Below are 12490 nucleotides of genomic sequence, written 5' to 3' on the forward strand. Positions count from 1 at the left end.
ACATTTTGCCCGTAACGATTTATAATACCATGCAACGATTGTTCCGGCAGGGAGTTGCATAAAACGATGAATGAAAACGATTTAAGAGTCATCAAAACGAAAAAAGCGCTGCATCAAGCTCTCCTGACGCTGCTTCGATCGAAGGCGCTGGAGTCGATTTCCGTGTCGGCCCTTTGCCGCGAGGCGAAAGTGAACAGGGGCACCTTTTACCTCCACTATCCGGATGTCGGGGCGCTGTTTGACGAGCATCTGAAGCACTTGCTGAAAGATTTGGAGGAATCGTATTACGAGCCGTACCGGCACGTCTCCCGCTTGATTCCGAGGGCTCTCGACCCCTCCACAATTCGCATTTTCCATCATGTGAAGAAATACCAGCCGTTTTACGAAATCGTATTCGATAAAAAATCCACGCTGTCGTATTACTACTCTTTGTTCGAGAAAATAAAGGGCTTGATGCGGGAAAGCAATTCGTTCCATGAAACGGACGAAAAAGATCTCGCGTTGGTGATCGCCTACCAGGCCAACGCCATCATGGGACTGCTCATTCAATGGAGCGAGGACGGCTTTGCGCGCAGCCCGGAATATATGAACGAGCAGCTTACGTTTTTATTAAGATCGGCGAGCCAAGCCGGCGCTTCACAGGATGACCTATCCTAAAGCGGATTGCTGCGCTTAGGCTTCGATTCCGTGCGTCAACTCGCGCACCCGCATGCGAACGTACTGCCGCCGCTCTTCTTCCGATTTTTCCATGCCCATGAAACGCAGCTGAAACGCATGTTGAAAACAGCTGCCCAGCAGCAGATCGGCCGCCGCTTTCGGGTCGACGCCCGCGCGGATTCGTCCCAGCCGCTGCTCGCCGCTCAAGTAGGCAGCCAGTGCCTCATTCGCCCGGTGTGGTCCTTCGTTCCGTTCCGTCATTCCTTCCCGGAGGCGGTCCAAGAGCGACGTCTCCGAGAATACGGAACAAAGGAGCGGCATCGAATGAAGGAAATCGGCCAGTCCGGCAGCGGCGACTTCCTCCAGGTTGTCCTGTACGGACCCTTTTCCGATTCGGTCGGGAAGCCGGGTCAGCACGCCCATGAAATTCGTAAGCTGATTGCGAACCACATGGAGGAAAAGGTCCTCTTTGGCCCGGAAATAGTTGTACAAAGAGCCTTCGGAGCAGCCCGCCGCTTTGGCGATTTGTTTGGTCGTCGTTTTGGCGAGCCCGTGCTCGCGAATGACGCGTTCGGCGGCGGCGCCTATTTTTTCGCGAAAATCCATTTTTTTCACCTCGACGATCTTGACAACGGCAAAATTGCCGTATAAGCTCATTATGAGTGAGCGCTCACCCGAATGTCAAGATGAAGCGATTGACGGAAAGGCGCTATTTTTAAACAACAAAATGAGTGAGTGCTCACCCAAACTGAATAAGGAGCGATTTTATGAAAAATCAGAGCTATGCGAATCACACCCGATTTATGCCCGCCTTTCATTTCGTGCTGGTGCCGCTCGGTTTTGCCGCGTTCGCCGCCTCGATCGTTTTGTTATTCCTGTCGATCGGCGATGCGAACAAGCTGACTTTCGCGCTTATGGCAGCCGTTCTGGCGCTTATCGCCGTCATGACGATGATCGTGGCTCGATCTTTTGCTTGCAAAGTGCAGGATCGTGCCATCCGGGCGGAACAAAATTTGCGTCACTTCGTGCAAACGGGCAAACTGCTGGACCCCCGGCTTACGATGCAGCAAATTATCGCGCTGCGATTCGCTTCGGAAGAGGAATTTGCGTCCCTGTGCGAGAGGGCGTTCAAAGAGAATCTTTCGCCGGATGCGATCAAGCGATCCGTCCTGAATTGGAAAGCCGACTATGACCGCGTATAAGCGAAGGAGGGAAGTTCGATGACGAGTTTATCGGAAACGATCGGGATCGAAGGGGGGGCGATCGAAGCGATTGCGGCTTATTTTCAACGATGCATCGATCGCGAATGGGAAGAAATATGGCGGCGAAATCTGCCGGAATTCGAACGCGCATATGCCAAGGGAGGAGACTCCGCTTACGGCGCGTACTGCATGAAGCTGTTCAATCCCTTGATGAGCGAATGTCGGGAGGCAAAACTGGTCCCGAGTCCGAGACTTCCGGGATCGTTTCCTCATTCCGAAGAGCATTGGGGCGCGCCGGAAAACCGCGAAAGACGCTTCTGGAGCGTGATGCACGATGCGGAGGGGATGGCGCTAGGCGCGTTGGTCACCCGAATTTTTCACGATCATACCCGCTTGCGTCTTCCCCGGGCTCCGCGCATCTATCCGATTCGCGAAACGGAGCCCGCCGCGATCGGCCGATCCATCCTGCTTCCTCCGCCAGACGATGATGACGGCTTTGCCGAGATGGGAGGGGGCAAACCGTGAGTAACCTGGCTCGATTAACCTATATCGGTTTCGCCTGGCTGTTCGCGGCAAGTATTGCGGTACAGGTTTTGTTGGCCGGGCTTGCGCTTTTCGCCGATCCTGCCCATTGGAGCCGTCACGCGGATTTTGCCCGATATTTCGCATTCCTTCCGCTGCTGATGCTCCTTGCCGCATGGACGGGCCGCTTGCCGAAGGAACTGGCTTGGAGAAGCCTTGGCCTGTTCGGCATCGTGATCGCCTTATTCCTGACCGCGATCTTGTCCTCGCGTATCGGCGCGCTTTCCGCGCTCCATCCCGTGAACGCCCTGTTCCTGTTCTGGAGCTGCATGGCGGCCATTCGCAGGTCGGGCATTATCCGGCAAGATCCGGCCGGAATCGTGACCAACAGACTTGGGGAATTTTAACAAGAGCTGAAAAAATCCTCCGATCCCATTGACAGGGACGGAGGTTTTGTTTTAAACTGTTTTGATCGAATTTAATTAAATATTATAACACAAAGCAGTTGTTTTGTCAAGGATTAAATTTAGCATCACGAAAAGGAGGCTAGCCGCATGCAGCTGTCCCGCCTATTCCACTCCTTGATCGCGTCCGTGCAGGAGCAAGAAATGAACGAATTGCTGGAAATGAACGAGACAACGAAGACATACGGCCTAACGCTCGCCCCGGAGGACGTTAAATCGATGCTGGAAGCGAGAAACCGGGCGTTGTCCGGCTATGGAAGGGTGGAGTTGGGGATCGAAGCCGCCAAGGAGCTCATCGAGCTTTTCTCGTCGTCTTCGCTCATCCGGCAGGAAGAGTACGCCGAAACGTTGAACGAGCTGCAAGAAGTTTATTATTGGTTGAAAAACGAGACGGAGGACCGAATCGGCGACAGGAAACTTTTGTCCCTTATGAAGGAAATGTTCGAAGATGAATGCGAGGGAGCCCTTGAATTGTTGAGAAGCAGACTCGAGGAGTTTGCCGAACGGTTCCGGAGGGAGCTGCAGGCAGGCGAATCCGTTTTTGAAGGGGGAGATGACGATTGGACGCCGGGAATTTGAGCGAAGGACGCGAGCTGACGGTTCGCGGCGGCATCCGCAAATCCCGTCTGCAGCGGAATGCGTACACGCTGTCTCTATTGAACGAAGGCTTGCGTACGGGGCGGTTGAACGGCGAAGAAGCGAAACGCATCCAGTACGCGTTCATGCGGATTTTGCAGGAGCTGATTTTAAAATATACCCGGGGCGAAAGCACGACGGTCGCGACGGAAACGGCCGAAAGCCTCCTGACCTCCGTCCTGTATGCGGCAGACGCGTATTTGTCCGATTTTGAGGAGCCGGAGGCGGCGATCGAAATGCTCAAAACGGCCGACACCCGCCTTATTTACGATCGGGGCGTGGAAAAAGTCGGCCAAACTCTGGAAACGGCGAAGCGGTTATACAAGGAAATCGCCGCTCGCAAGCTGGAGGTGCCGGTCGACGCCTACAACATGACCATCGACGAGTCCCTGCCCGTTTTCCTCCGAAAATACGGCATTCTCTTCGACGCCCACAATACGATGGCCAGCATCGATTATCCGCTGGCGATCGACGACATGCGGCTCCAGGGCGTGTTCTACATCAAGCAGTATTTGGAACGGTTGAAGCTGGAAACCGAGTTTTGCGCGATGTTCGATCGCCGGGAGCTGCTGGAGTTGCTGTCCAACTACGGGAGAGTCTGCAGAAGCGATTATCGGATCGAGCTGTTTAATATTTTCGAGCTCGTGCTGGGCAATGCGATATTTTCGGTTCTGGCCGGAGGAAGGGCAGGCGAAATCCGGATTTCCGAAAATCAATTCGAGCGGTTGGAACGGCAATTCGGGAATGCGGCCGAATCGCAAATCCGAGCCGTATTCACCGGCGCGATGGCGAGACTCCGGGAGCAGCTGCCGATTCACGCGCAATTGCAGGCCTATATGGAGGTCTGCTCGGAGGGCCTCGTTCAGCGGACGGCAAATGCCGCAAAGCACGGCAGCTTGCGGACCGTCGCGATAACTTGGAGAGCAACGGAGGCCAAGCCCATCGTCCTTTCATTTGACGCGAAGGACCGGATGAGCGATGTCCGGCTGAGAAAATTGCTGCATGAGCTGACGCGCGTCGAGACGAAGGAAGAGAAAGTCGGGCTGATCATGTCGAGCTTTCATTCTTTTTACGATTATCTCGATTTGCTGGAAGCGGACTGCCTGTACGGGGACGAATATGACGCCCTTTTTAGGGCGTTCGGCGATATGGAGCTGGCTTTGCTTGCGAAAATCGTTTTCTATGAACAATTGCGGGACGAATCCGCGGATTTGCCGTCCATTCTGTCGCGGGAGAACGGGCATCCGATGGAGTGGCAAATGCGATTTTCCGGCTGCTTGCGGGAGATGGGCAGGGAGCGGCAGCAGGCCGTCGGGAGGCTGATGGACGAGATGGATTTCGAGCAAATGGATTTCCGGTAACAAGCGCGAGACGCCGGGCTTCCGTTCCGAAACAAAACTATTGCCATGACGGCGCAACTGACCAATAATGAAAAAGGAAACTTCTGACCTGCGCAAAGGACGGGATATCGATGGATTTCAAACCGTTATCGCAATTTATCGACCGGATCACGAATTGGCGCATTCCGTGGGCGGAGGTGCTCGTCATGCACCGCAACGAAACGGTTTTTCGCTATCGCAACGGTTATGCGGATCTGGAACAGAAAACGCCGATCGACGACCGGCGGATCATTCATTTGTATTCGTTGACAAAAATCATGACCTGCGCAGCCGCGCTGCAATTGGTCGAAAAGGGAGCGATGCTGCTGAACGATCCCTTGTCGGCTTATTTGCCGGAATATGCCGAAATGACGGTCCGGAAGACGCTGCCGAACGGGGCGACCGTTCTGGAAAAGGCGAGGAATCCGATCAAGGTCCGCGATCTGTTTGCCATGACGGCCGGGTTCTCGTATGACCTCGGATCGCCATCGCTCCGGGAAGCCGCGGAACGCACCGGCGGCAAGGTGCCCGCCCGCGAATTTGCCGCTGCGCTCGCGAAGGAGCCGCTGCTGTTCGAGCCGGGCACCCGCTGGAACTACAGCTTGTGCCACGACGTGCTCGCCGCTCTCGTCGAGGCGGTGGACGGAAGGCGATTCAGCCAGTATATCCGGGAGGAAGTGACCGGACCGCTCGGGATGAACGACACGGGCTTCGATCTGACGGAGGAGCAGCGAAGCCGCCTGGCGCCGCAGTACCGTTACGACGACGTCCTCGGCAAGCCCGCGCGGAAGGACGGGAACGATTTCCGGATCGGGACGGAATTCGAAAGCGGCGGGGCGGGGCTCCTGTCGACCGTCAGCGACTACGTTCTGTTCCTGAACGCGCTGACGAATCGGGGAACGGGCCCGAACGGCGCGCGCATATTGTCGCCCGCGGCGGTGGACCTGATGCGCGCGGATCATTTGACCGAAAGCATGCGCGAAGATTACGCCTGGGTGCAGCTTGCGGGCTACGGGTTCGGTCTGGGCGTGCGTACCCATATTTCCAGGGCCGAAAGCGGTAGCTTGAGCCCGCTCGGCGAATTCGGCTGGAGCGGCGCGGCCGGTTGCCTGGCGATTATCGATCCGGATTCGCAGCTTACCGTCATGTACGCGCAGCACATGCTGAACAACCAGGAAACCTACGTTCACCCGCGTTTGAAAAATATCGTGTATGCCTGCTTGTAAGGGAGCCGGAGACGAAAGCGCCGGAGCGATATTTGTACCCGCGAACGGAAATCGAAAAAGCCGCCGAAACCGCGAACGGGGACAAGCTCGCGTTGGAAGGAGTGTCTTTGTTCCGTGACTAAGGCTCGTCGTTTTGTTGCGGAGACAGCGAAGATTGATTTTCCTTTCCGGCCGGTTCTTTCGTTTTCTTGTACAGTTCGTCCAGCAATTCCAATTCGTTGAATTGGCTGTCGATTCTGCGGCCGATCTGTCCGGAAGAAGCCTGAGAGGGCTTCTTTTTTTTCTTGTTTTTCATTGCATAAAAGCTCCTTGTTCAGGGTTAAACAGCTTGGCTCTAATTTATGCAATGAAAGGGCGGCTTGCTTGGACTCTTTTAGAGGGGAATCCCGTCCATGCCGTTCAAGGAAGCGAAAGAGCGGTATCGGCGTTTTTCAAATCCAATTGCAGTTGCTCGCTTACTTCCCGTGGATGGTACCACCCTCGCTCGATCATGTAATTCGCGATCCGTTCGTGCATGTCGACCGCTTCCTCGAGGTGCCGGGCCAGCGTTTCCCGGATCTCGGGCGAAACCGATTCCGTGACGGCCATCGCATAGTTCCGGACGCCGCTCTTCGCGGAAACGAGCAAATCCATCGCGATCACCTGATCGGTCAGCTTGTTCATTCCGGTCAAATACTCGATGATCGGGTTCATGCGTTCGCCTCCCGTCCGCCGGCCTTCGTCAAAATCGCGCCAAGCTCCCGCAGCTGCCGGGTCGAAATCTCCGCATCCAGCTGCATCAACTGCTTGAGCTCCGGGTCGCTCACCAGCATTTGCATCGTTTTGGATTTCGTCAGGCAGAGGGTTTTGAATGCGGCGATTTCGTGAGTCTCCAACGTTTCGTGCAATGCGTATTCCATGGCGTGTTCCTCCGAATCGAAAGTTAAACCGGTCTACGGCTTCAAAATGACTTTAATGCAGTTGTCCGTTTTCGTATCGAAAATTTCGTACCCGTGTCTCGCTTCGCCAAGCGGGAGTACGTGCGTCACGATATCGCCCGGATCGACTTTGCCGGTCGCGACCAATTCATACATATGCGGCATGTAGTGGATGACGGGAGCTTGTCCGGAACGGATATTGACGTTTCGCTGCATGATGTCGCCTAGCGGAAAGCCGTTGTACCGTCCGCCGTATACGCCGGTAACCTGAATGGTCCCGCCTTTGCGGACGGCTTGGGAAGCGATGACCAGCGCGCCGAGCGAACCGCCCTGCAGCTTCAGCCCGCTTGCCAAAAACTCCATGTCGCTCATCTTGCCGTCCATCCCGACGGCGTCGATGACGACATCGGCTCCGCCCTTGGTCATTTCCTTCAAGTAACCGCCGATGTTGCTCTGCCGTTCGAAATTGACGATTTCCACCTGATTGGTCCGCTTCGCGTGCTGCAGCCGATAATCGACGTAATCGACCGCGATGACGCGTTTCGCGCCCTTCAGCCAGCAAAATTTCTGAACCATCAGGCCGATCGGGCCGCAGCCGAGCACGATAACGGTGTCGCCGTCTTTGACTCCGGCGTTGTCGACGCTCCAGAACGCCGTGGGCATCACGTCGGCGATGAGGGTCAGTTTCTCGTCGGGCGCTTCGCAGTTTTCGGGAATTTTGAAGTGAGTGAAGTTCGCGAACGGCACCCTTAAGAATTCGGCTTGCCCGCCCGGATAACCGCCGGTGTTGCCGGAATAGCCGAAATAGGCGCCCATTTCGCCGTTATCGTTGGCATTGTCGCATTGGCTCTCCAGCTGGCTTTTGCAATAGACGCATTCCCCGCAGGCGATCGTGAACGGAATGATTACGCGATCGCCTTTTTTCAGCTTCGTGACGCCGGGACCGACTTCCTCGACGATTCCCATCGGCTCATGCCCGATGATATAGTTCTCCTCGAGGTTCGGGATCATGCCGTGAATCAAATGCAGGTCGGAGCCGCATATGGCGGTGCTGGTCAGCCGCACGATCATATCGTCCGGCTTCCGGATTTCGGGATCCGGGACTTCTTTTACGACGACGTTTTTGATGCCTTGATACGTTACGGCTTTCATGCGTCGAATCCTCCGGACGAGTCGGGCGTACGGTCGAACATGCCTTTTCGCGAGGTATCTTCGGGATACAGGCGCATTCGGCCGACCATGACCGTATTTTGGGCCGATAATTGGTCAAGCTTGTACTGCTCGCCAAGCTCGTAGGGGTGAAACCACTTTTTGCTTACCATCAGATCCGTAATCTCCCGATGAAGCGCCAAACCCTGGCGCAGCTGTTCCCGCAAAACCTTCCGCGCATCGGGCGAGACCGCTTCGGTCAGGGCAAAGGCGGCGTTGCGGACGCCTTCTTTCGCGCGTATCAGAAAATCGGTCGCGAAGGTCATATCCGCCAGCTCCGGCATGTGAAGCGAGTTGATCGGATCCAAGTAATCGTCGTTCATGTCGTTCACCTTCCGTTCAGGATAGGGGTAGGGCGGTTCTCGGGAACGGCCGTTTGAAACGGCGCCCGGGCATAGACGGCTTTCAGGGCTTCGATAGCTTGCAGCGATTGCCGGACGTCCTTCTCCATCAGCGCTTTCAAATCCCGATCGAACACCAGCCCCTGCATCAGCTTCGACTTGGCCAGGCAGAGCGTCTTGAAATTGAGCATCTCGTGAATTTCCAGCGATTCGTGCGCGGCCAGAGGTTGCGGCTCGGACATCTCGTCACCTCCCGAATTTTTTAACCATGATATTATTTCCGCGGTTGCAAGAAATAACCGTACCCGGCCGGCAATCGGATGCTTGATGCCGCCGTTGGACCAGCTCTCCGCTGATTTCGGGTCCGTCTGCTTCAAGCTTGATCGGCGTCGACGGGCAGAGCAGAGGGGGCGGCCCAAAAAAGCCCGCCTGCGATAAGTGCAGGCGGGCTTGCCGTCATCACGGAGGGCTTGTGGTGTTACTTTCCGTCGATCGCGCAGGAATCGTCCGTGCAGGCCGACCCGTCGGCGGATTCGACAACTTGAATCGTTTGGCTGTCGTCCCACGCTTGCTGCAGCGCCGAAACGAATACGCTCAGCGGTTGCGCGCCGGATACGCCGTATTTGCGATTCATGACGTAAAACGGAACGCCCCGAACGCCGAGCCGGCCGGCCGTTTCCTCGTCGTTGCGCACTTCGTCGGCATACTGGCTGCCGGCCAGCACGGCGGCCGCTTCCTGCCTGTCCAGCCCTGCGGCCGCGGCTACCTCGAGAAGGTAATCGCGATCGCTCAAGTTGCTTCCATCTGTGAAATATCCCTTGAAGAGCAGCTCCGTCACCTCCGCGCGTTTGCCGTGCTTTCCGGCGAAATGGCTCAGCCGGTGGGCGTCGAACGTATTGGTCAGCGCGATTCGGTCGAACTGAAAATCGAGTCCTTCTTCGGCGGCTTGATGCCCGACGTTGGCATTGTTCGCGATCGCTTGACTGCGGCTCATGCCGTATTTCTTTGACAGCATGTCATGGACATCGTACGGGAGCTCCTTCGGAGTGTCCGGATCGAGCTCGAAGCTGCGGTAGACGACGTCGACTTGATCGCGGTGCGGGAACTGCTCAAGCGCCTTCTCGAAGCGGCGTTTGCCGATATAGCAAAACGGACAGGCGAAGTCCGACCAGATTTCGATTTGCATGGGATCACTCCTCGTTCGTGATAGAGTCATTATAGTGCACTTAAATTATGAAAGCAATAAACTAAAGGTAACGATTATATTGACCGGACGTTCAGTCATAAATTAAAATGAATACGCAGCGATTCCATTTAACCTTCGGAGAGGAGCATTTAGAATACCATAGCTTCGGAAGCGGACCGGCCATCGTCCTCATTCACAGCGGGGGCGTCGATTCCAGGGAATGGCTGGAGATCGTCCCGCTTCTGGCAAGGTCATATCGCGTCGTAACCTTTGACGGCCGAGGCATTGGCCGTTCCCCGGCTCCGCAGCAGCCGATGAACCTCGTGGCCGATTTGCTGCGGCTGCTCGACCATTTGAAGCTGGAGCGGGTTGCGCTGGCGGGTCATTCGATCGGGGGCGAATTGGCCGTCAATTTCGCGCTTTCTCACCCGGAGAGGGTGGAGCGGCTGATCGCAATCGCGCCGTCCTTGACCGGGTATCCTTACTCCAAAGAATTCACGGATTGGATGGGCTCGGTCAATTCGCTCGCGCCCGACGTCGGAAAAATGGTTGAATATTCATTGAAAGGCCCGATCTACCGTACGGTCATGGCGAGCGAGTACCGCGATTTCCTGATCGAAATGCATACGCTATACATGACCCGAGTGATTACGGAGTGGAGAAGCTTCGAAGTCGTATGGCCGCAGCCGCCGGCCCTGGAACGGTTGGAGCGAATCGCGTGTCCGACGCTGTTCGTTCGCGGAACGGTCGAGTGGAGCGATATGGAAGGCGTGGCCAAACAATTCAAGCGCATCCCTGCCGTCGCCTTCGCGAAGGTGGAGGGCGCGGACCATATGCTGACCTTGACGCATCCCGAACAACTTGCCACGCATATCCGTTCTTTTCTAAAATAAAGGAACTATCGTCGTGACCGAAGGACAGGAGTGAAATTCATGCCGCGCAGCCGGGAGCAGAACGAACGGATTCGCCAACAGGCCAAAAGTACGATAAGCGCTGCAGCGATGGAAGTGTTCCTGGAAAAGGGATACCACTCCGCTTCCATCGAGGATATCGCCAAGAGGGCAGGCGTCTCCAAGGGGCTGCTTTACAATTATTTTCAGGGGAAAGAGGGGCTGCTGGCCGAAATTGTTCGGATTCGGATAGACGAGATTGCCGGAGTCATTGAAGCGGCGTCCGCGCTTTCTTCGCCGGAAGAGCAGCTCGCTCGAATCGTCGACGGAGCGTTGAGCCATATCGCGAACAACCCGAGAGCGTACCGGTTCATCCTGCATCTGCAGACGCAGCCCGAAGAAGACGCGGTTGTATCCAAATACAGCGAAATGTTAAACCGGGAAATGGCGAAGCAATTCGAAACCCAGTCCAACATATTCGAACAAATGGGGGCGGAAAATGCCAAGCTGCGTTCCTTGTACTTTTCCTCGGCGCTGCACGGCGTCATGCTGTTGATGACCGTTTATCCGGGATATCCGATGGAGAAGGTGAAGGAGCAGATTATCCGGGATTTCTGCTCCTGACGCCTCTGTGCGCCAACGGAAGGAGCGCGGCCCAATAGAAGAAGCCGACCGCTAAAGTGCATAAGGCCAGGATGCAGTGCAGCCAGGTTACGGAAATCCAGGCCGGGAAGGCGAGGGCGATGCCGCCCAAGGCCAGCGAATGGCCCAGCATCATGACCGGTTCGATCAATGCGTTGACGCGCCCCATTTGTTGCGGGGAAACAAGCTCCGGCATCCAACTGCCAAGCGCGATATTGACGGGAGCGACGACGATTCCCGCCAGCGTCACGAGAAGGAAATAAACTTCGATTCGCCCGGCCCAGCCCATTCCCCCGATGAGCAGGCCGGATGCGAACAGACAGGAAATGAGGATCGGCGCTCTGGAGAAGCGATGGATCAGACGCGGGCTCAGGATACTGCCCAGAAGATAGCCGATGCCCAAAAAGACCGTAAGGAGCGAAGAGTGAACGACGTAAAAATCCGGACTTAGCTTGTATTTCATAGCGAAGATAGGAAGCACGGCGAAGACTCCGTTCACGATGCCGAAAAACAGAAAACCGCCGACCAAGAGAAGCAGCAGTCGATGGCTGGCCAAATAACGAAGGCTTTGCCCGAAATCTTTCATGACCATCGATAGCCGCAGTTCGCGGAATCGACTTCTTCCGTTGGGCATGCGGGCCTGCTCGGGGAATTTGCCCCGGGCAAGCAGCAAACCGGAGAACAGGAAGCTGAGCCCGTCGACGATGATCGCCCCTTTAATGCCGAGGAAATGATAAGCCGCCGCGCCCAAGCTCATGCCAAAAAGCATGAACATTCCCATGACCAGCTGATTAAGGCCGGACGCTTGGACGTACCGGTCCGGATCGATGCTGCCTTGCAGCAGTCCCATTTCCGCAGGAGTGAAAAATTTCGAGATCGCGCTGCGCAAAAATAGCGTTGCAAAACAAAGGAATAGCAGGTCGAAATGAACGAACAGCAGCAACAGCAAGGTCAGCCCCGCCCGGATCCAGTCGCTCCAGACGGCGATGCGCTTCCGGTCGAACCTGTCCGCGATGACGCCGACGATCCAGAACACCGCCAATGTGGGAAGCGAGTACATTAATTCCGCCGTGGCGGCCAGCGACGGCCGTTCGCTGTATCTGTCAATCAGATAGTAGGCGAACGCCATATTTCCGACGACCGTTCCCAGTTGAGATGCGAATGTCGCAAGCAACAGCTTGCGATATGTCGGATTGCGAAGAAGCGTCTTCATTTTGCC

At 55.8% G+C, this 12490-nt stretch carries 18 protein-coding genes; 9 read left to right on the top strand and 9 right to left on the bottom strand.

Going from position 1 to position 12490, the window contains the following annotated elements; genetic code table 11:
- Window positions 1-66: 66 nt before the first annotated feature.
- Window positions 67-657 (top strand): TetR/AcrR family transcriptional regulator, encoded by a 591-nt coding sequence (locus B7E11_RS23245; RefSeq protein ID WP_080839317.1) that lies wholly within the window; start codon window positions 67-69, stop codon window positions 655-657.
- Between the two features lie 15 nt (window positions 658-672).
- On the opposite strand, the gene B7E11_RS23250 is transcribed toward B7E11_RS23245, so the two are convergent.
- Window positions 673-1263 (bottom strand): TetR/AcrR family transcriptional regulator, encoded by a 591-nt coding sequence (locus B7E11_RS23250; protein ID WP_080840958.1) that lies wholly within the window; start codon window positions 1261-1263, stop codon window positions 673-675.
- A 161-nt stretch (window positions 1264-1424) separates the two neighbouring features.
- Between B7E11_RS23250 and B7E11_RS23255 the strand changes: the two genes are divergently transcribed.
- The 6 genes from B7E11_RS23255 (at window position 1425) to B7E11_RS23280 (ending at window position 6086) form a co-directional block, all read left to right on the top strand.
- A complete protein-coding gene (locus B7E11_RS23255; RefSeq protein ID WP_080839319.1) occupies window positions 1425-1859 on the top strand; it encodes a DUF6526 family protein in 435 nt (144 codons plus the stop codon).
- Window positions 1860-1877: 18 nt separating this feature from the next.
- Window positions 1878-2384, top strand: a complete 507-nt coding sequence (locus B7E11_RS23260; protein ID WP_080839321.1) for a DUF6022 family protein — start codon at window positions 1878-1880, stop codon at window positions 2382-2384.
- The gene (locus B7E11_RS29760) at window positions 2381-2788 is read left to right on the top strand and encodes a DUF6220 domain-containing protein (protein WP_080839323.1); all 408 of its coding nucleotides are present in this window, start codon (window positions 2381-2383) and stop codon (window positions 2786-2788) included. The genes B7E11_RS23260 and B7E11_RS29760 overlap by 4 nt, the downstream gene beginning before the upstream one ends.
- A 147-nt stretch (window positions 2789-2935) precedes the next feature.
- Complete coding sequence (locus tag B7E11_RS23270; protein WP_080839324.1) at window positions 2936-3424, top strand: DUF6323 family protein; 489 nt, start codon at window positions 2936-2938, stop codon at window positions 3422-3424.
- Window positions 3406-4842, top strand: coding sequence for a DUF6179 domain-containing protein (locus B7E11_RS23275; protein WP_080839326.1), 1437 nt, complete (start codon window positions 3406-3408; stop codon window positions 4840-4842). The genes B7E11_RS23270 and B7E11_RS23275 overlap by 19 nt, the downstream gene beginning before the upstream one ends.
- Window positions 4843-4952: 110 nt before the next feature.
- Window positions 4953-6086 carry a serine hydrolase domain-containing protein gene (locus B7E11_RS23280; protein ID WP_080839328.1) on the top strand — a complete coding sequence of 378 codons (1134 nt, stop codon included), beginning with the start codon at window positions 4953-4955 and terminating at the stop codon, window positions 6084-6086.
- A gap of 118 nt (window positions 6087-6204) precedes the next feature.
- Here the strand turns inward: B7E11_RS23280 and B7E11_RS29765 are convergent, their stop codons facing one another.
- The 7 genes from B7E11_RS29765 to B7E11_RS23310 all read right to left on the bottom strand — a co-directional run bounded on the left by B7E11_RS29765 (window position 6205) and on the right by B7E11_RS23310 (window position 9739).
- The gene (locus B7E11_RS29765) at window positions 6205-6381 is read right to left on the bottom strand and encodes a hypothetical protein (protein WP_176220867.1); all 177 of its coding nucleotides are present in this window, start codon (window positions 6379-6381) and stop codon (window positions 6205-6207) included.
- 104 nt (window positions 6382-6485) lie between these two features.
- Complete coding sequence (locus B7E11_RS23285) at window positions 6486-6779, bottom strand: spore coat protein (protein WP_080839329.1); 294 nt, start codon at window positions 6777-6779, stop codon at window positions 6486-6488.
- On the bottom strand, window positions 6776-6985 hold the full coding sequence (locus tag B7E11_RS23290) for a hypothetical protein (protein ID WP_080839331.1): 210 nt from the start codon (window positions 6983-6985) through the stop codon (window positions 6776-6778). The genes B7E11_RS23285 and B7E11_RS23290 overlap by 4 nt, the downstream gene beginning before the upstream one ends.
- 33 nt (window positions 6986-7018) lie before the next feature.
- The gene (locus B7E11_RS23295; protein WP_080839332.1) at window positions 7019-8155 is read right to left on the bottom strand and encodes a zinc-dependent alcohol dehydrogenase; all 1137 of its coding nucleotides are present in this window, start codon (window positions 8153-8155) and stop codon (window positions 7019-7021) included.
- Window positions 8152-8535 carry a spore coat protein gene (locus tag B7E11_RS23300; protein ID WP_080839334.1) on the bottom strand — a complete coding sequence of 128 codons (384 nt, stop codon included), beginning with the start codon at window positions 8533-8535 and terminating at the stop codon, window positions 8152-8154. Before B7E11_RS23300 ends, B7E11_RS23295 begins: the two co-directional genes overlap by 4 nt.
- 5 nt (window positions 8536-8540) lie before the next feature.
- Entirely contained in the window at window positions 8541-8795 is a 255-nt protein-coding gene (locus B7E11_RS23305; RefSeq protein ID WP_080839335.1) for a spore gernimation protein GerQ, read from the bottom strand.
- A gap of 236 nt (window positions 8796-9031) precedes the next feature.
- Window positions 9032-9739 carry a DsbA family oxidoreductase gene (locus tag B7E11_RS23310; RefSeq protein WP_080839337.1) on the bottom strand — a complete coding sequence of 236 codons (708 nt, stop codon included), beginning with the start codon at window positions 9737-9739 and terminating at the stop codon, window positions 9032-9034.
- 107 nt (window positions 9740-9846) lie between these two features.
- On the opposite strand from B7E11_RS23310, the gene B7E11_RS23315 reads away from it, so the two are divergent.
- Together B7E11_RS23315 and B7E11_RS23320 are read left to right on the top strand one after the other, a co-directional pair.
- The gene (locus B7E11_RS23315; RefSeq protein WP_080839338.1) at window positions 9847-10632 is read left to right on the top strand and encodes an alpha/beta fold hydrolase; all 786 of its coding nucleotides are present in this window, start codon (window positions 9847-9849) and stop codon (window positions 10630-10632) included.
- Window positions 10633-10671: 39 nt separating this feature from the next.
- On the top strand, window positions 10672-11253 hold the full coding sequence (locus B7E11_RS23320) for a TetR/AcrR family transcriptional regulator (RefSeq protein WP_080839340.1): 582 nt from the start codon (window positions 10672-10674) through the stop codon (window positions 11251-11253).
- Here the strand turns inward: B7E11_RS23320 and B7E11_RS23325 are convergent.
- Entirely contained in the window at window positions 11231-12484 is a 1254-nt protein-coding gene (locus B7E11_RS23325; RefSeq protein WP_080839342.1) for an MFS transporter, read from the bottom strand. The two genes, B7E11_RS23320 and B7E11_RS23325, sit on opposite strands and share 23 nt — an antisense overlap.
- Window positions 12485-12490: the final 6 nt, after the last annotated feature.

Source organism: Cohnella massiliensis (assembly GCF_900169535.1).
GTDB lineage: Bacteria > Bacillota > Bacilli > Paenibacillales > Paenibacillaceae > Cohnella > Cohnella algarum.